We start from the raw sequence: 17,991 nt of genomic DNA, 5'->3' as shown, positions 1-17,991 counted from the left end.
ATAAGAGATATAAGTAAAGGAGGATCAGCGGATGAAGTACGCATGGCATGTATTCAAATACATTCTCGTGTTTGTTATAAATCTGTTGATCCTTCTTTTTGTGCATTCATATTTTAATTTCATAGTTATGATACTGATGATAGTTCTGCCGGTCGTGTCAATAGTATGCACCTTTGTGCTTTCAAGGCATTTGACTGTAAAGTTTGGCGGCGGGGAGCAGAACCTTACGGTGGATTCGCCATTTCTCGTATCGGTTGTGCTCGACAACAGCAGCATTATTCCGAATATGAACACAGAGATAGAGATAAGCATGGAGAATGATCTTTTCCATACAAATGGCAGGCATACGCTGTGCATACCTGCATATTCGCGCAGTGCGAATGTGGTGGACTACCAGATAGCCCAGTCGTATGTAGGTGCACTGGAGGTGAAAGCGGACAGAATATGTGTTACTGACTGGCTTGGATTTGTGAGGATAAAGAGCAAATGCAACTCGGTAAAAGAGTACAAGGTTTTCCCTTCCGGAAAGGTTGATGTGGAGGCGGATATGACCGCGGTTTCACAGGGGATGAACGAGGCTGAGGAGAGCCGGAAAAAAGGTCATGATTTCTCCGAGGTTGTGGATGTGAGAGAATACCAGCCGGGGGATAAGCTTCAGAATATACATTGGAAGCTGTCAGCAAAAAAAGACGTGCTGATGGTAAAGGACAGAGAGAGCATGTCGTCAAGCCAGCTCATGATATTGGTAGAGCTTGCCGATGATGAGACACATATATTGAATGATGTACTGAAATCCGCCTACGGCATGGCTGTAAGTCTGTTGGATGAACAACTGCCGTTTACATTCTATTACTGGAGCGGCGCGCAGGGCGATATAGTCAGGACTTCGATAGACAGCAGGGATGATCTCGCTGAATGGATGGAGAAGATCTTTTATGAGCAGGCGTATGCAGATTTTGGCTATGGGTTATCGATGCTTGAGAAGAATCTGGATTATGACAGAAGGATCATAGTTGTTTCCGGCGATATGAGAGCGGATGGCAATGTAGTGTTTACATATGGAGATCGTGTGAAAGGATACATAATTGGGTAGAATCTTTGGTAGAAAAAAGAAAACTGAAGACAGGAAAGCGGTAGAATTCTGTGAAGGTGTAAGGCTGCTCAACGATCCGGAGATCACAGATGGAGGCAGAGAAGGCGCGGATTACAGAAAAAGAAAGCTGCGCAGAAGAAAATCGGACAGCAGAGGTATTGCTGCAAAATGCCTGCTGGAGATATTTATCATAGGCGGTTCAATGTGCGGCTTTTTGTCGTGTATAGATATGGCGTATGGTGTTCCCGTTATATTTCTGGCGTATGCGCTGCTGGCCATGTACTTCTGTGGTCTGTTCAAATCAGGCAAGGTGTGGGTGAGAGATGTTGGATATGTCATATTTCTTGTCGCTTTTGTCCTGTTCATCATGCTCCTCAGACGTTATATAAACAGTGGATTTTATGCTATCGTAAATGAGTTTCTGGATCATGTGACTGATTATTATGGAGCCCAGGAGGTTAAGGTATTCTCCGAGACTTTGTCCAACAGGGCGCTCACTGTTCCTGTGGCAGCCATCGCTATAGGCTGTGTAGAGATAATAATCCTCAACATTTTCCTTAACACGAATATGAGTGTGTTCTGGGCAGTGTGGTTTTCACTTCCTGTGTTTATATTACCATTGTTTTTCAGGCTTGAGCCGGATGTTATTTACATGTTCATGGTATCCACAGGACTTTTGGGAGTTATCTGCCTTAAGGGAAATGGTCACTTCCGTATAACTGACAAGGACAGTACGTTTGAATATGATGAGAAGAAGCGAAGATTCAGTTACAGGCATAGTGACAGGGCGTCTCTGCAGCTTGCGGCCGGTGTGGCGGCTGTATGTATATTGGTGGGAAGTGCGGTTATCCTTGTCAAGCCGCAGCAGACTTATCTGTACAGGTATCGTGATAGCTCGGCGAAGAACAAGATCGAAGGCCCGCTTGGAAACCTCATCATGTATGGATTTGAATCCCTAAGGAATTCGGCGAATACCGGAGGACTGGCGAATGGAAAGCTTGGAGGCGTGTCGGATGTCACACTTGATGGACAGACGGATCTGATAATCACATTTGCACCATATAGCACAAACAGGATCTATCTGAAAGCGTTCGTTGGTGATGAGTATAGCTGGGATCATTGGGACAGAGATAAGGATGGCGACTATCCGTCACCGGTCAATTCTGAAGGACATGCCAGAGGACGAATGGATATACAGAACATAGATGGCGCCGGAGATCTAAAATATTACCCTTACTACACTGATATAGAAGCCATGAATACTTACAAAGAGGGCGATTCATTGTACAGTGTGGAGTACAGTCCATCCGCTTTGGCTGAGCCGGTTATGTCGTCGGTGGATGACAAGTATCTTGAGATTCCAGAGGAGAATATGGATTCAATACGAAGATTCTGTGAGAGCGCAGGAATCACGGAAAAAGACAGTGTGGATAATGTGCTGCAGAAGGTGTATATATACTTCCTGGAGAATTATCCGTACACACTGCATCCGGGAGCCACGCCGAGGGATGAGGATTATGTCAATTATTTCCTTGATACCACGAAGAAGGGCCTGTGTGCCAATTATGCCACTGCGGGGGCGCTGATCCTGAGATACATGGGGATACCCACAAGATATGTGGAGGGGTATGCCGTGGATTACACCGAGGTCCTTGACGGAACAATGCTCGATGAAGAACAGTTCAGATACGATGATTATTATTCAGGCTCATCAGAGCTTGGAAGAACGGCTGTTGTTCAGGTGGATGTGGACGATGGCGGAGCTCATGCGTGGATAGAGGCGTTCATACGTGGCAGATGGCAGGTCGTGGAGCTGACACCTCCGTCGAGTGAAGATGAGGATGAGACCCAGGATGATTTCTGGTCCAGATTTGGAAGATGGCTAGTAGGTGATGACAGCGGAGATACCGGAACAGATACGACCGGCACAGCATTTTCACTTGGAAATGCCGTGTGGATAATATATGTTCTGGCGGGATGTATAGCATTTGCAGTGCTCTTGTTTGTGGGACGTATAGCAGTCAGGAAGATAGTTCGTTTTGTGGGTTATCACAGGAGAGATAAGACTGGAAATGTGATAGCTTACTATAGGTATATGTGTGATTATGCAAGACTTGCGTCGGATGATTTTTCGAAGGCGGGAAATCACAGGCAGCAGCTTGAATATTTCTGTAAGGGCGCAGATCCGGCGGAGACTGAGGACCTTGCGGCATATATGGAAGGCATAAGCTATGGCGGCGAGGTGTCCGGGGACGAATATGTACAGCGTATGGGAGAACTTCGGGTGCTGTTCAGGAGCTTTAGGAGACAGGTCCCTTTTATGAAGAGGATATACATATTCCGAATGTTGTAGTATAGTTGACAGGTAGCAATGGATAATGGAGGTATAAGAGATGCTTGGAATCATAGGTGCGATGGACGAGGAAGTCGCAAGACTGAAAGAGATGATAGATGGGCTCCAGGTCACAGACAAGTGTGGCATGAGCTTCTACAAAGGACAGATAGAAGGAACGGATGTCGTGGTCGTAAAGTGCGGTGTCGGCAAGGTCAATGCGGCCATGTGTACCCAGTCGCTGATCGACATGTATGGAGTGTCAGCTATCATCAACACCGGAATAGCCGGATCACTGGATGCTGACATAGATATAGGAGACATCGTTCTGGCTACGGATACCGTGGAGCACGATATGGATGTATCCGCCCTTGGATATGAGCCGGGTGTGATCCCTGATACAGAGCTGAGCGTGTTCAAGACCAGCGATGAGCTGCTTAAGATAGCACAGGACTCAGTGGATGCAGCAAATATAGGAGTCAAGGTGTTCACTGGAAGAGTGGTGAGCGGCGATCAGTTTATCTGGAGCAAGGACAAGAAGAAATGGCTTGTGGAGACATTTGGTGGAAGATGTGCAGAGATGGAGGGCGCGGCCATAGGACATGTTGCAGTGCTGAATAAGGTTCCGTACCTTGTTGTCCGGGCCATATCGGACAAGGCTGATGACAGTGCAGAGATGGATTATCCTACATTTGCGGCAAAGGCTATAGAGAACAGTGTAAACATGATGACAGAGATAATAAAGAGATATGAGGTGAAGTAGACATGGATAAGATAGCAAGTTTTCAGATAAATCATCTTCTCCTGAATCCGGGCATTTATGTGTCGAGAAAGGATAAGGCTGGGGATCAGATCCTCACAACATTTGACATAAGGATGACAAAGCCGAATTATGAGCCGGTTATGAACACTGCGGAGGTTCATACCATAGAGCATCTCGGTGCGACATTCTTGAGAAATAATGAAGAGTATAAGGACAGGGTCATATACTTTGGACCTATGGGCTGCAGGACGGGATTTTATCTCATACTCGCAGGCGATTATGAGTCGAAGGATATAGTGGAGCTTATGATATCAATGTTCGAATTCATAAGACATTATCACGATCCGATCCCTGGAGCAAATCCAAGAGAGTGCGGCAATTACCTGGATATGAATCTCGGTATGGCGAACTATCTTGCAGAGAAATTCCTGTCACAGGTTCTGTATGATATAGATGACAGCAGACTTAATTATCCAGAGGGTTAAATTCCAATTTACAAATGAGATCAAAATATACAGACCATGTAAAAAACGGGTGATTTTCAGTGGAAATTCGCTTTGTTGAGGAATGTTTGCCATTCTATTGACAATGAAGCTTGCGTGCTTTTTAATGCACGTAAGCTTTTTTTGTGCACATAAAACAGCTAAACAGATTCATGAAGACGGCTCTTACCGGATACGGTTATGAATGGGCTGAAACTCAAACAGAAAGGAAGAGATTATGAAAAGATTGTATGTATATAAGATTCTGCTGGCTGTTCTTCTGGCCGTATGTGTGGCCGGTGTGGTTTTTTATCATAGGTTCAGTACAAGGTCAAGTGCTGACGAACTGTATGCCGGGGAGAAAAGCAGGCATACTGATGTTATGGCCACCTCAACGGATGGAATTGCGGCTATGGCCGGATATGAGATAAGTTATGAAGATGTGGACTGCATCCTAAGCGGCGATGTGGTGTTTTACAATGGGATGCCATACACGAGGCATTACACGGTGCATAAGGATGGTGTAGAGTACAGGGCATACTGCGGCGATCATAAGAAATATGAAGTTAAGAGCACGGACAAGGTGGCATTTTCCGTGACAAATGACAGACTGCTTCAGAAAGCGTTTCTGTATGGACCGGGAAGTGAATATGCGTGGTCTGGTTTTAAGGGGGTGTCCGCAGATCACAGACAGCTCATCATGACACTGACTTTGAATTATATAAGACATGGACAGTATTTTGACGTTATAGACGAATTCTATAAATACATATCGGAGACAAAGCGAGATGAGATCGTCCTTCAAGGAGATCAGGCAGATATAGAGATAATAGATGATGGAAGCAAAGAGAATTACGGTAATTATGTAAGTCTTAAGGATTATACCGGTTATGTGGACAAGAAGACTGGTGAGAAGAGAAGAAGAACCAGGATAATGAGGTGTAAGGCAGATGCTGAGAATGGAGTGAGGATCTCGGTACCGGCGGATACATGGCTCCATATCAGGAAAAGCGGAGAAAAGGAGTTCACCATCCACAAGACAGGTAAGGTAACTATAATGGGAGGCGACAGATTCTTTTTCAGTGCTGAGAAGGCTCATAAGGGAACGGGCACAGTAAAGTCTGGTAAAGGGATCCCCGGAGTTACAGTGTATACTGTAGATTCCACTCAGGTAGATGATGACCAGCAGTTGTTATTTGGAACGGTAGCTTCAAGCAGTATTTCTATGGATATTGAATGGACGGGAGAGAAGCCTGTTCTTGGAAAGTTCAGTCTGCACAAGACCGACAGAGATTCCGGCGCCGGTGTGGGAGAAGCTCTGTACAATATTGAGATGGAAGTGAAAAACGGCACACAGAGTCTGCGCACTCTGGTGGCTCAGATAGAGACTGATGAGAATGGACATGGTATAGTTGTGATGTCAGAATATGGCGGACTTGGAACCTATGAGATCACAGATATGCCGTTCGGAACATACAGGATATATGAGGAAAGGGCTCCGTACAACTATGAGAGAAACAGTGCTGTGGCACAGCTCGTTATAAACGAAGAAGGAGAATTCCTGTCCGTGGATGGCAAGGAGGTCAGTACATCCACGGAGCTTGAAATAAGCTGGGAGACTTGGGACAAGGTGATCTCAGGCAAGATTGATCTGAGCATATACAAACAGGATGTGGAGACGGGAGATAAATCTCAGGGAGATGCTGTCTTGTCAGGGGCTGAGTTTACAGTCAATTATTACAGGAATTTTTATAATTCCGTGGACGAGCTTCCAGAGAAGCCGGATCAGAGCTGGGCGCTTAAGACGGATGACAGCGGTAAGTGCGGCCTTGAGGATGTGGTTTTGCAGACGGGAACAATCACGGTTCAGGAGACAAAAGCCCCAGAAGGGTACACGCTTGTGAATTCAATATTTAAAAGCACAAAGAATGGCAATATTATAAAGGATAGTTCAGATGGAATATATCTGGACAGAATAGAACAGGATGGCGACACTGTTCGTCTGGTAAATGGCTACGAGCTTGTGGTCGGGAACCATGTCGTAAGAGGTGACTTCAAATTCAAAAAAGTGGTTGCCGAGGATGGGACAGCGATCGCAAATGTGAGATTCCTCGTCGAGAACTCCGATGGCACCCAGTCTGCGGAGATAACAACTGATGCCAATGGCGAATACTCCAGTTCTGCGGATGATATCTGGTTTGGGGATGGAAAGCCGGACAAGACCAAAGGGTCACTGCCGTACGGAGAGTACACATTGACAGAGCTTCGTTGTGATGCAAATAAGGGAAAGTATAAGAGCATTGCTCCGATAAAATTCAAAATAGATTCAGATGAGTGCGTGCTTGATCTTGGGGACATAGTTGATGAGAGGATGCCGGAGATAGAATCTGTAGCGAAGAACAGTGAAGACGGATCGAAGTTCATTGATCCGGATGCGGAAACTGTAGATATCACGGACACGGTGAGTATGAAAGGGCTGGATATCGGGCACAGATACAAACTGAGCGGAAGCGTTGTCTCACAGGAGTCGGGCAGACCGCTTGGGGCAGATGGATCAACGTCAGAGAAATGTTTTACCGCAGATGCAGAGGAGATGACGGTGGATGTGAATTTCAGGTTTTCGACTGACAGCATAAGTGGTTCGGCTCTTGTCTGCTATGAGGTGCTTACGGATGAGGATTATGAGGGAGAGGTCGTAGCTTCACATGAGGATGTGAACCTTGCTTCACAGACAGTTTATACAAAAGAAAAAGAGAAGATCAGAGGGAGCATAAGTGTCCACAAGACGGATGATATTCTGGAGACACCTCTTGCGGATGCGGAGTTCACATTGTACAGGGCATCTGATCATGAAAAGCTCATGACAAAAAAGACTGACAAAGCCGGCAGTGTAGAATTCACCGGACTCGAGCCGGGAGAGTATTATATAAAGGAGACCAGAACTCCCAAGGGTTATATTGCTGACCCGGGGGTGAATTCCATACCGGTGAGCGTGCCGGAGAGTGCAGATGAGCCACCGGTGATAAATGTCAAAAATCACTATGGCATGGTGCATATACTCAAGACGGATCAGGAGGATGGCAGTCCGCTTGCCGGGGCTGTGTTTGGCATATATGATGACCGGGGTGCTCTGATCGCAAAAGCTGAATCGGAAGAAAATGGGCAGGCTGTATTTTACGGACTTGCCAGAGGCACGTATAGCATAGAGGAGTTAGCTGCCCCAGAGGGTTACGAAAAAACAGACAAAAAAATTCAGATAGACACATCAAAAAATGAATATACCATGGATGATCCGGTGATCATAACAAATCAGAAAATAAAAGAACATCCATCACCCGACACGCCAAACACTCCTGATACGCCGGACACCGGAGATCGGGATCCTGTTTCGAAGGTCATACTGCTTATGTGCTTTGCCGTAGTTTCGGTTGCGGGAATCGTATTTTACAGGAAAAAATTTACCGGAGAATCAAAATGACAGTAATAATAACATGGGACAATGTGGTTGACCTTTAGATTTATAAGTGATAACATACAAAATGGACTTGTATAAATAATAAATATCACGTGAGGTGCGAAAGATGAGTAAAAGTTTTGATGATTTATTGGCAAAGGTTTCACAGTGCAGCAGAAAGACAGTTTCAGTTGCAGTAGCACAGGATGCGCCTATTCTTGAGGCTGTAAAGGCAGCAAAGGAGAAGGGAATCGCAGATGCTATACTTGTGGGTGACGAGGCAAAGATCAGAGAGGTCGCAGATCAGATCGGTATGGATCTTACAGGTTATGAGATCGTAAATGAGCCAGATGATATAGAGGCTTCACTTAAGGCAGTGAAACTTGTTCATGATCATAAGGCTGACATGTATATGAAGGGACTTCTCTCAACAAAGGATTTCCTGAAGAGTGTCCTCAACAAAGAGGTTGGTCTCAGAAATGGTAAGCCACTTTCACATGTATGTGTATTTGAGATCCCTGGTATTGACAGACTCCTGTACCTTACAGATGTTGCGTTCATGACTTATCCTTCACTTGAGGAGAAGAAGTCGATCATAGAGAACTCTGTAGAGGTTGCTCATGCGTGCGGAATACCTTGTCCAAAGGTTGCTCCACTTGCAGCAGTAGAGGTTGTAAATCCTAAGATGCCTGTAACAGTAGAGGCTGCTGAGCTCACAAAGATGAACGAGAACGGTGAGATCACAGGCTGTATAGTTGACGGACCTCTTTCAATGGATCTTGCGATCGAGCCAGAGGCAGCTATCCATAAGGGAGCTACAGACAGAAAGATCGTTGGAGATGCCGATATCCTTCTGTTCCCAGACATACATGCAGGTAACCTTGTATACAAGACACTTGTTCATACAACAAAGTGTAAGAACGGATGTATCATAACAGGTACAGATGCTCCTGTAATCCTTACATCAAGATCAGATACATTTGAGGTTAAGCTCAACTCAATAGCACTTGCAGCAGTTGTTGCAGAGTCACTTAAGGCAAACAAATAAGCCATACATAAAAAACATTTGGAGGTTTAAAAAATGTCATATAAGATTCTTATAATAAACCCAGGTTCAACATCGACAAAGATCGGTGTGTTCGAGGACGAGACACTTCTGTTTGAGGAGACACTCAGACATACAACAGAGGAGCTTGCAGGCTTCAATATGATAGTAGATCAGAAGGACTTCAGAAAGAAGGTTATTCTTGATGTCCTTGCTGAGAAGAACTTTGACATCAAGACACTTGATGTATGTGTAGGACGTGGTGGAATGCTCAAGCCAATCCCAGGCGGTACATACGCAGTAAGCGATGACCTTCTTGAGGATCTTAAGATCGGTAAGCAGGGCCAGCATGCATCAAACCTTGGTGGTATCCTCGCAAGAGAGATCGGTGATGAGCTCGGAGTTCCTTCATACATCGTAGATCCAGTCGTTGTTGATGAGCTTATGCCATCATCAAGACTTTCAGGAGTACCTGAGCTTCCAAGAATAAGCGTGTTCCATGCACTCAACCAGAAGGCAGTAGCCAAGAGATATGCAAAGGAAGTTGGCAAGAAGTACACAGACCTGAACCTCATCGTAGTACATATGGGTGGCGGTGTATCAGTTGGTGCCCATGATCACGGTAAGGTAGTAGATGTATACAACGCACTTGACGGTGACGGTGCATTCTCACCAGAGAGAGCAGGTGGCGTTCCTTCAGGAGCACTTGTAAAGATGTGCTTCTCAGGCGAGTATACACAGGCTGAGGTTATGAAGAAGCTCGTTGGAAAGGGCGGCTTCAACGCTTACATCGGAAGCAACGATGCAAGAGATCTTGAGAAGCTTGTCAATGAGGGCGATGAGCATGCAAAGCTTGTTCAGGATGCATTCTATCAGCAGGTTGCCAAGGATATAGGTGGTATGGCAACAGTTCTCAGAGGAAAGGTTGATCAGATCATCCTCACAGGTGGAATCGCATATTCAAAGCACACATGCGAAGAGCTTGAGAAGAGAGCAGGATTTATTGCTCCATTTACAGTATATGCAGGAGAGGATGAGCTCCTTGCACTTGCTCAGGGCGCACTCAGAGTCATGAATGGCGAAGAGGAGCCAATGAAGTATTAAGAGAAAAGTGATTTTCAGATAAAAAGTTCATAGCACATAACAGAAATTGCCATTATAACATAAGCCATATTGTTAATAATACTAACAAGACGAAAGTCTTAAATAATTATTTCAATATGGAGGTACAGGGTTATGGCAAGTTCAAACTCTAACAAGACAAGTGTTCCAGAGGCAAAGAGTGCTATGAACAAGTTCAAGATGGAGGTAGCCAAGGAGATTGGTGTTGATCTTAAGGATGGCTACAATGGAGATTTAACATCAGCTCAGTCAGGTTCAATCGGTGGCGAGATGGTTCGTCAGATGATCAAGAGACAGGAAGAGCAGATGTCAGGAAGATAAGCTTGGCTTATAATCTCCGTTAGATCTACGAACAAAAAGAAGACCTGGTGTATGATCCATACATCAGGTCTTTTGTGTCGTGAAAACTTTCTATTATAATAATAGTATAATGGACTGGACAATCATTTGCACATTATGATATAATCGATGATTGATGTGGACTTTGTCCACACATATAAACAAGAAAAAGATAAATGGATGCTATCTGAGTGCCTTAATTGTAGGGCTTAAGGCACCATTTGCACATTTCAAGGAGGAAATAAAAAGATGAGTTTCACAGTAGAAAAGCTTGAGCACAGCATGGCAAAGCTTACAATCACAGTACCTGCAGCAGATTTTGACAAGGCAATGACAGCAGCTTACAACAAGACAAAGAACAGATTCAATGTTCCAGGCTTCCGTAAGGGCAAGGTGCCAATGGCATTCATCGAGAAGATGTATGGCCCGGAAGTATTCTATGAGGATGCTGCAAATGCAATGATCAACGAGTATTATCCAAAAGAGGCTGTAGCTTCAGAGCTTGAGATCGCATCACAGCCAGTTATTGACGTAATAGAGATGGGCAAGGGCAAGGATTTCGTATTCACAGCAGAGGTTGCTGTAAAGCCTGAGGTTACACTTGGCGATTACAAGGGAATCGAAGTTGAGAAGATCGACGTTGAAGTAACAGATGACGAGGTTCTTGAGGACATCAAGAAGGAGCAGCTTCAGAACGCAAGAAAGGTACTCGTAGAGGGAAGAGCAGCACAGCTTGACGACGAGGTTACTCTTGACTTCGAGGGATTTGTTGATGGTGTTCCATTTGATGGTGGAAAGGGTGAGAACTACAAGCTCGTTCTTGGCTCACATTCATTCATCGATACATTTGAGGATCAGCTTGTTGGTAAGAACATCGGAGAGGATGTTGAGGTTAACGTAACATTCCCAGAGGATTACCAGGCTGAGGAGCTTGCAGGAAAGCCGGCAGTATTCAAGTGCAAGATCAACTCTATCACAGAGTCACAGCTTCCAGAGCTCAATGATGAGTTCGCAAGCGAGGTAGGCGGATGCGATACACTTGACCAGTACAAGGAAGAGGTAAAGCAGAAGATACTTGCAAAGAAGAACAGAGACGCTGCAAACGAGAAGGAAGCAAAGGTTCTTGACAAGGTTATCGAGAACGCAACTATGGATATTGCAGATGCACAGGTTGAGGATATGCAGAAGAGAATGAAGGATGAGTTCGCTCAGACACTTCAGTATCAGGGAATCAGCCTTGAGCAGTATATGCAGATCGTAAACGTTACAGAGGAGTCTCTCATGGAGAGAATCAAGCCGGACGCACTCAAGAGAATCCAGCAGAGAGCAGTTCTTGAGGCTGTAGTAAAGGCTGAGAACATTGAGGCTACTGACGAGGAAGTTGACGAGGAGCTTTCAAAGATGGCAGCTCAGTACCAGATGAAGCTTGAGGATATCAAGGGATTCATGGGCGACGCAGAGAAGGACAGCATCAAGAAGGATGTAGCAGTTAAGAAGGCTGCAAAGCTTCTTGTAGATGAGTCAAAGGAAGTTTAATATTTTAACAGACAGATTGGCTTGATATGTATTGGAGGTAGATAACATGGCATTGGTACCATACGTTGTAGAACAGACTAGCCGCGGAGAGCGAACATACGATATTTATTCTAGATTGCTGAAAGACAGAATCATCTTTCTTGGAGATGAGGTAAATGATGCAACTGCAAGCCTTGTTATAGCACAGTTGTTATTCCTTGAGTCAGAGGATCCTTCAAAGGATATCTCGTTATATATCAACAGCCCGGGTGGATCAGTTACAGCCGGAATGGGAATATATGACACAATGAGATATATCAAGTGTGATGTTTCAACAATATGCTGTGGAATGGCAGCGAGCATGGGAGCATTCCTTCTTGCAGGAGGAACAAAGGGCAAGAGATATGCGCTTCCAAACTCGGAGATCATGATACATCAGCCACTTGGTGGAACTCAGGGGCAGGCAACAGAGATAGAGATCGCAGCCAGACATATATTAAAGACAAAAGAGAAACTCAACAAAATGCTGAGTGAGAATACAGGAAAACCACTTGATGTTATCGCGGCAGATACAGATCGTGATAACTGGATGACTGCTGAGGAGGCTTGTGCATACGGCCTTATCGACAGCGTTATAACAAACAGATAATACAGATAGAGATATCTGATATGTAGAAGATGTATCAGTTGGTTGGAGCCAGCCTGCAGAACCGGCGGTGTATTCGCAGATTCTGGAAAAGACTGGCTCCAGACAATTATAAATAGTGAATAATCGAGGTATTGTAATGGCAGATCGTAGTGACGAGAGAAAACAGCTCAGATGTTCTTTCTGTAATAAGACACAGGATCAGGTTAGAAAACTCATAGCCGGACCTGGGGCTTACATATGTGATGAATGCGTAGAGATATGCTCAGAGATAATAGAAGAAGAACTGGTTGACGCAGGACTTGATTCAGATGGTGATATCAATCTGTTAAAGCCAAAGGAAATAAAAGAATTTCTTGATGAGTATGTAATAGGTCAGGAAGAGGCAAAAAAGGTACTGGCGGTTGCCGTGTACAACCATTATAAGAGAATACTTGCGCAGAAGGATTTTGAGGTTGAATTACAGAAGAGTAATATCCTCATGGTTGGCCCAACGGGATCAGGTAAGACATATCTTGCCCAGACCCTTGCAAAATTGTTAAACGTTCCTTTTGCAATAGCAGATGCTACAACTCTCACAGAGGCTGGATATGTAGGAGAGGATGTTGAGAACATTCTCCTGAAGCTTATACAGGCCGCTGATTATGACATAGAGAGAGCTGAGCATGGAATAATCTATATTGATGAGATAGACAAGATCACAAAGAAGAGCGAGAACGTATCCATAACCAGAGACGTGTCGGGTGAGGGCGTTCAGCAGGCTTTGTTAAAGATAATAGAGGGCACTGTGGCTTCAGTTCCACCTCAGGGTGGAAGAAAGCATCCGCATCAGGAGCTTATCCAGATCGATACGACCAACATATTATTCATATGTGGTGGTGCGTTCGAGGGACTGGAGAAGATCATAGAGAACAGAGTTGGCCAGAAATCAATTGGCTTTAATGCAGAGGTTATAGAGCAGTCAGAGCAGGACGTTGGACAGCTCCTCAAGCAGGTTATGCCACATGACTTTGTAAAGTATGGACTTATCCCTGAATTTGTGGGAAGAGTTCCTGTTGCAGTGACTCTGGATCTTCTGGATGAGGATGCACTTGTGAGAATACTGACAGAGCCAAAGAGTGCAATATGCAAGCAGTATAAGAAGCTTTTTGAGCTTGATGGAGTTCAGCTTGAGATAGAGGATGATGCACTCAGAGAGATAGCAAAGGAAGCTATGGAGCGTAAGACCGGAGCTAGAGGACTTCGAGCTATCATGGAGAATGCTACACTTAATCTTATGTACGAGATCCCTTCAGATCCAACTATAGAGAAGTGTGTTATTACCAAGGGTGTCATAACAGGCGATGAAGAACCTGTACTGACTTACAGAGATCCATCAGAGGATACAGACCTTCCTAAGAAAAAGGTAAGGAAGAAAAAGGCAAATACAGATAACGGCGAGAGTGCATAGTCATTATTGCCGAAATGAGACGTTACAACGCTGACATACATTTGCGCCCTTATAAGCCTTTAAATGTGCAGTGTTGATAACGTCTTATTTTTTAATGATATATACGGAGATAACAGGTATGAATGAGAAAATGTTAGAGATGACAATGATTAGTCTTGACGATGGCGTGGTTATGCCGGAATTGTCCTTCTATCTTGATGCGACAACGCGTGAAGCCTGCGAGGCGGTGGGACATGCAGTCAAGAATGAGGAATGTATATTTCTGGCAAATCCTGTTCATAAGAACGGCGATAAGACAGTTTCGTTTTATGAGATAGGTGTCATAGCCAGGATAAAGCAGTTTGTCAGACTTCAGAACAAAGGCATGAGAGTTCTCATACAGACTGAGAAGAGAGCGCGCCTTGTGGATTACAGCAAGGATAAATATTATGTGTGCCACGTGACAGATGTGGAGGAGACTAACGACATCAGCGAGGATGAGGAGAAGGCTATACAGAGCATACTCAAGGAAAAGCTTAAGGAAGCATTTGACGAGGGTATAGTGAAGAACAACGTTCTGTACAGGGAGATACGTTCATTCAAGTCTGTCAGAAAGCTGGTTGACAGCATGGCCGACTATGTGAATATATCTGATGACAACAGGCAGGAGCTTCTGGAGATGCTAGATGTCAGAAGCCGCGCTATGAGGTTGATACAGATAATGGAGGAAGTTCTCGGAATCGGCAAGATCAAGAAAGAGATCATGGAAAAGGTCAATCAGGAGACCGCTGAGAATCAGAGAAAGTATGTGCTCAGAGAGCAGATGTCCGTTATCCGTAAGGAGCTTGGTGACGACGGCGTAGATGCAAATGTCAGAGAATTTCAGAAGAGACTCGATGAGGCGGGCTGCAGCCAGGAAGTATACGATAAGATAGAAAAAGAGATAAATTACTATAAGGGCATACCTCAGAATGCAGTTGAGAGCAGTGTGTCGGCAAACTATATCGATGTGATGCTCAGCTATCCGTGGAATGTGTCAACGGAAGATAATAATGATCTGCAGTCAGCCATAGACATACTTGACAAAGATCACTATGGCCTTGAGGAGGTCAAAGAGAGGATCGTTGATTATCTTGCTGTTCATATATTGAGCAATAAGGGGGACCTTCCGATCATTTGTCTTGTGGGACCTCCGGGAACAGGAAAGACATCCATAGCAAGGTCGATAGCCCGTGCAACATCGAGGAAATATGTCCGCTTATCACTGGGCGGAGTCCACGATGAGGCGGAGATCCGAGGTCACAGGAAAACATATGTGGGAGCTATGCCTGGAAAGATTGTACAATCCATGATAAAGGCAAAGACGAACAACCCGCTCATGCTTCTCGATGAGATAGACAAGGTGAGCAGTGATTACAAGGGAGACGTGTCATCGGCACTTCTCGAGGTGCTTGATGGTGAGCAGAACAAAGAGTTCAATGATCACTATTTTGGAGTACCGGTGGATCTGAGCAATGTACTGTTCATAGCAACGGCGAACGACCTCTCCGGTATACCGGGGCCGCTCCTCGACAGAATGGAAGTTATAAATATATCGGGATACACGGAGAATGAGAAGTATCATATAGCAAAGCTGTACCTTGTGGAGAAGACCCGTGAGAAGAACGGACTGACAAAATCTCAGTTCAAGATAGATGCCGGTGCCATAAGGGAGATCATAAGCCACTACACGAGAGAGGCGGGAGTCAGAAGTCTTGAGAGAAATATAGACAAGGTGTGTCGGAAGGCCTGCCGCAAGATACTCACCGGTGAGATGGATGTGGTCAAAGTCACAAAGAAGAATATCCAGGATTTTCTTGGCCCATACAAATATAAAGATGAGAATGGAAATCTGAAGAATAAAATTGGCGCTGTCAGAGGCCTTGCTTGGACGGCGGTTGGCGGTGTCACTCTGGAGATAGAGGTCAATGTGCTTCCGGGGACAGGAACTCTTCAGCTCACAGGTAAGATGGGCGATGTTATGAAGGAATCCGCTTATGCGGGAATGAGTTATATCAGATCCCTCAAGGAATCACTGGCGCTTGGAGACGATTACTTTGCAAAGCACGATTTCCATATCCATATACCGGAGGGGGCAGTTCCAAAGGATGGTCCGTCTGCCGGAATAACCATGGCGACAGCGTTGTATTCAGCCATATTTAACGTGCCGGTTAATGGCAGAATAGCTATGACAGGAGAGATAACTCTCAGAGGAGAGGTGCTTCCTATTGGAGGCCTGAAGGAGAAGCTCCTTGCAGCCAAGATGATCGGTGTTAAAGATATACTGATACCGTCGAAAAATGAGAGCGATTATCTGGAGCTGGATGAAGAGATAACATCGGGAGTCAATATTCATTTAGTGGAAGACATGAGGCAGGTGCTTGACCTTGCCCTTGTCAGATAAGGAGAAGTATATGATAGTAAAGAGCGCTGAGCTTGAGACTGTGTGTGGAATTACAAGTAAATTACCTGATAACGATCTCCCGGAGATCGCATTTGCCGGCAAGTCAAATGTAGGAAAATCATCTCTGATAAATGGATTGCTTAACAGGAAGTCGCTTGCCAGAACATCCGCGCAGCCAGGTAAGACACAGACGATCAATTTCTATAATGTAAATAAAAATCTGTACTTTGTGGATCTGCCGGGATATGGATATGCAAAAGTATCGGTGGAGATAAGAGCAAAATGGGGCAAGATGATCGAGAGATACCTTCACGGTTCTCCGCAGCTCAAAAAGGTATTCCTGCTGATAGACATAAGACATGTGCCATCGGAGAATGACTGCATGATGTATGACTGGATCGTGGACAATGGCTATGAGCCGGTGATCATTTGCACAAAACTGGACAAGATCAAGAGAAGCCAGGTTCAGAAGAACTTGAAGCTCATACGTGAGAAACTGGATCTTGTTCCTGGAACAACGATGATACCGTTCTCCGCACAGACAAAGCAGGGAAGAGATGAGATCTGGAATCTCATAGAGGAGACACTGGCACAGGAGCAGCAGTAAAGTAATATGAACATATAGTCAGATAAATAGACAAAAAAATGACTGAGAATATCGAGGAGTATAATTCTTTTCGGTATTCTCAGTCATTTTTATGCTGATATTAGCTGGATGTGTTGGATGCCCATAACTGTTTTACGAGTATATCATATATCTCAGTGCTTTTCTGACGCCAGTTGTCACATATGGCAACAGCCACGGCCTGGGTAGGCACGCTGAACTTTATATCCAGCAGCGGCTCGTTCCTGTCGTTGATGACGCAGGAGACGGTATATTCATTGGAATCGTTGAGGTAGTAGTCAGACTGTATCTCAGTTTCCTTTTTGAGGTTGATCTGCTGTTTCTCAAAGAAATCCAGTATATCCTGTTTGATGGCATATGGGATCCTGTTCTCGAACATGCTCAGGGCTTCCTCACCTTTGTAGGTTATCTTATAATGGGATGCGCCTCTTATGCTTGATACATATACAAATTCGCTTTCTATAAGTCCGTTTATGGCTTCCTGAAGAGTGAAATAATTGGTGTAGCCCTTCTCCAGAACAAAGTCTGAAATCTGTGAATTGGTCAGAGTGAAGTTAACTCTGTCAAGCATATAGAGCACTATGAGTTTATATAATACAATAGATTCGATTCCCATATCGTGTATCCTTTGTTAAAATGTTTGTCCGTGCTGATGAACGGACAACATTCATATGATAACATTAGTAAAATTTAAAATCAATAT

General features: G+C 44.7%; 14 protein-coding genes. 13 read left to right on the top strand and 1 reads right to left on the bottom strand.

Features of this window, described 5'->3' with window-relative positions; genetic code table 11:
- Positions 1–31 precede the first annotated feature (31 nt).
- From AB5150_RS01700 to yihA, 13 genes are all read left to right on the top strand, one after another.
- The gene (locus AB5150_RS01700) at positions 32–1,093 is read left to right on the top strand and encodes a DUF58 domain-containing protein (RefSeq protein ID WP_368291087.1); all 1,062 of its coding nucleotides are present in this window, start codon (positions 32–34) and stop codon (positions 1,091–1,093) included.
- Positions 1,086–3,446: a transglutaminase-like domain-containing protein gene (locus AB5150_RS01695; protein ID WP_368291085.1), complete on the top strand. Its 2,361-nt coding sequence runs from the start codon at positions 1,086–1,088 to the stop codon at positions 3,444–3,446. Before AB5150_RS01700 ends, AB5150_RS01695 begins: the two co-directional genes overlap by 8 nt.
- 40 nt (positions 3,447–3,486) lie before the next feature.
- Positions 3,487–4,188: a 5'-methylthioadenosine/adenosylhomocysteine nucleosidase gene (locus AB5150_RS01690; protein WP_022216034.1), complete on the top strand. Its 702-nt coding sequence runs from the start codon at positions 3,487–3,489 to the stop codon at positions 4,186–4,188.
- A 2-nt stretch (positions 4,189–4,190) separates the two neighbouring features.
- Positions 4,191–4,673 carry an S-ribosylhomocysteine lyase gene (locus AB5150_RS01685; protein ID WP_015534167.1) on the top strand — a complete coding sequence of 161 codons (483 nt, stop codon included), beginning with the start codon at positions 4,191–4,193 and terminating at the stop codon, positions 4,671–4,673.
- A 235-nt stretch (positions 4,674–4,908) separates the two neighbouring features.
- Positions 4,909–8,148: a SpaA isopeptide-forming pilin-related protein gene (locus AB5150_RS01680; RefSeq protein ID WP_368291084.1), complete on the top strand. Its 3,240-nt coding sequence runs from the start codon at positions 4,909–4,911 to the stop codon at positions 8,146–8,148.
- A gap of 103 nt (positions 8,149–8,251) precedes the next feature.
- Positions 8,252–9,172 carry a phosphate butyryltransferase gene (ptb, locus tag AB5150_RS01675; RefSeq protein WP_022216032.1) on the top strand — a complete coding sequence of 307 codons (921 nt, stop codon included), beginning with the start codon at positions 8,252–8,254 and terminating at the stop codon, positions 9,170–9,172.
- A gap of 33 nt (positions 9,173–9,205) precedes the next feature.
- Positions 9,206–10,273 (top strand): butyrate kinase, encoded by a 1,068-nt coding sequence (gene buk, locus AB5150_RS01670; RefSeq protein WP_015534166.1) that lies wholly within the window; start codon positions 9,206–9,208, stop codon positions 10,271–10,273.
- A 132-nt stretch (positions 10,274–10,405) separates the two neighbouring features.
- Positions 10,406–10,612 (top strand): alpha/beta-type small acid-soluble spore protein, encoded by a 207-nt coding sequence (locus tag AB5150_RS01665; RefSeq protein WP_015534165.1) that lies wholly within the window; start codon positions 10,406–10,408, stop codon positions 10,610–10,612.
- 267 nt (positions 10,613–10,879) lie between these two features.
- The gene (gene tig / locus AB5150_RS01660) at positions 10,880–12,166 is read left to right on the top strand and encodes a trigger factor (RefSeq protein WP_015534164.1); all 1,287 of its coding nucleotides are present in this window, start codon (positions 10,880–10,882) and stop codon (positions 12,164–12,166) included.
- Positions 12,167–12,212: 46 nt separating this feature from the next.
- Positions 12,213–12,794, top strand: a complete 582-nt coding sequence (clpP, locus tag AB5150_RS01655; RefSeq protein ID WP_015534163.1) for an ATP-dependent Clp endopeptidase proteolytic subunit ClpP — start codon at positions 12,213–12,215, stop codon at positions 12,792–12,794.
- A 136-nt stretch (positions 12,795–12,930) separates the two neighbouring features.
- The gene (gene clpX / locus AB5150_RS01650; protein WP_022216030.1) at positions 12,931–14,241 is read left to right on the top strand and encodes an ATP-dependent Clp protease ATP-binding subunit ClpX; all 1,311 of its coding nucleotides are present in this window, start codon (positions 12,931–12,933) and stop codon (positions 14,239–14,241) included.
- 118 nt (positions 14,242–14,359) lie between these two features.
- Positions 14,360–16,663, top strand: a complete 2,304-nt coding sequence (lon, locus tag AB5150_RS01645; protein ID WP_117874156.1) for an endopeptidase La — start codon at positions 14,360–14,362, stop codon at positions 16,661–16,663.
- A gap of 10 nt (positions 16,664–16,673) precedes the next feature.
- A complete protein-coding gene (gene yihA / locus AB5150_RS01640) occupies positions 16,674–17,270 on the top strand; it encodes a ribosome biogenesis GTP-binding protein YihA/YsxC (RefSeq protein WP_015534161.1) in 597 nt (198 codons plus the stop codon).
- A 100-nt stretch (positions 17,271–17,370) separates the two neighbouring features.
- On the opposite strand, the gene AB5150_RS01635 is transcribed toward yihA, so the two are convergent.
- The gene (locus tag AB5150_RS01635; protein WP_368291083.1) at positions 17,371–17,904 is read right to left on the bottom strand and encodes a DUF4364 family protein; all 534 of its coding nucleotides are present in this window, start codon (positions 17,902–17,904) and stop codon (positions 17,371–17,373) included.
- Positions 17,905–17,991 lie beyond the last annotated feature (87 nt).

The organism is Coprococcus sp. RTP21281st1_F1_RTP21281_210402 (assembly GCF_040915325.1).
In the GTDB taxonomy this organism is placed as follows: Bacteria; Bacillota; Clostridia; order Lachnospirales; family Lachnospiraceae; genus Coprococcus; species Coprococcus aceti.
This window is presented reverse-complemented; position numbering and strand designations above follow the sequence as displayed.

Bases quoted from the DNA above. Each gene is read 5' to 3' on its own strand.
- AB5150_RS01635 (WP_368291083.1), bottom strand. From the start codon at position 17,904: ATGGGAATCGAATCTATTGTATTATATAAACTCATAGTGCTCTATATG.
- clpP (WP_015534163.1), top strand. From the start codon at position 12,213: ATGGCATTGGTACCATACGTTGTAGAACAGACTAGCCGCGGAGAGCGA.
- ptb (WP_022216032.1), top strand. From the start codon at position 8,252: ATGAGTAAAAGTTTTGATGATTTATTGGCAAAGGTTTCACAGTGCAGC.
- AB5150_RS01700 (WP_368291087.1), top strand. From the start codon at position 32: ATGAAGTACGCATGGCATGTATTCAAATACATTCTCGTGTTTGTTATA.
- lon (WP_117874156.1), top strand. From the start codon at position 14,360: ATGAATGAGAAAATGTTAGAGATGACAATGATTAGTCTTGACGATGGC.
- clpX (WP_022216030.1), top strand. From the start codon at position 12,931: ATGGCAGATCGTAGTGACGAGAGAAAACAGCTCAGATGTTCTTTCTGT.
- AB5150_RS01665 (WP_015534165.1), top strand. From the start codon at position 10,406: ATGGCAAGTTCAAACTCTAACAAGACAAGTGTTCCAGAGGCAAAGAGT.
- AB5150_RS01690 (WP_022216034.1), top strand. From the start codon at position 3,487: ATGCTTGGAATCATAGGTGCGATGGACGAGGAAGTCGCAAGACTGAAA.
- buk (WP_015534166.1), top strand. From the start codon at position 9,206: ATGTCATATAAGATTCTTATAATAAACCCAGGTTCAACATCGACAAAG.
- tig (WP_015534164.1), top strand. From the start codon at position 10,880: ATGAGTTTCACAGTAGAAAAGCTTGAGCACAGCATGGCAAAGCTTACA.
- AB5150_RS01680 (WP_368291084.1), top strand. From the start codon at position 4,909: ATGAAAAGATTGTATGTATATAAGATTCTGCTGGCTGTTCTTCTGGCC.
- AB5150_RS01685 (WP_015534167.1), top strand. From the start codon at position 4,191: ATGGATAAGATAGCAAGTTTTCAGATAAATCATCTTCTCCTGAATCCG.
- yihA (WP_015534161.1), top strand. From the start codon at position 16,674: ATGATAGTAAAGAGCGCTGAGCTTGAGACTGTGTGTGGAATTACAAGT.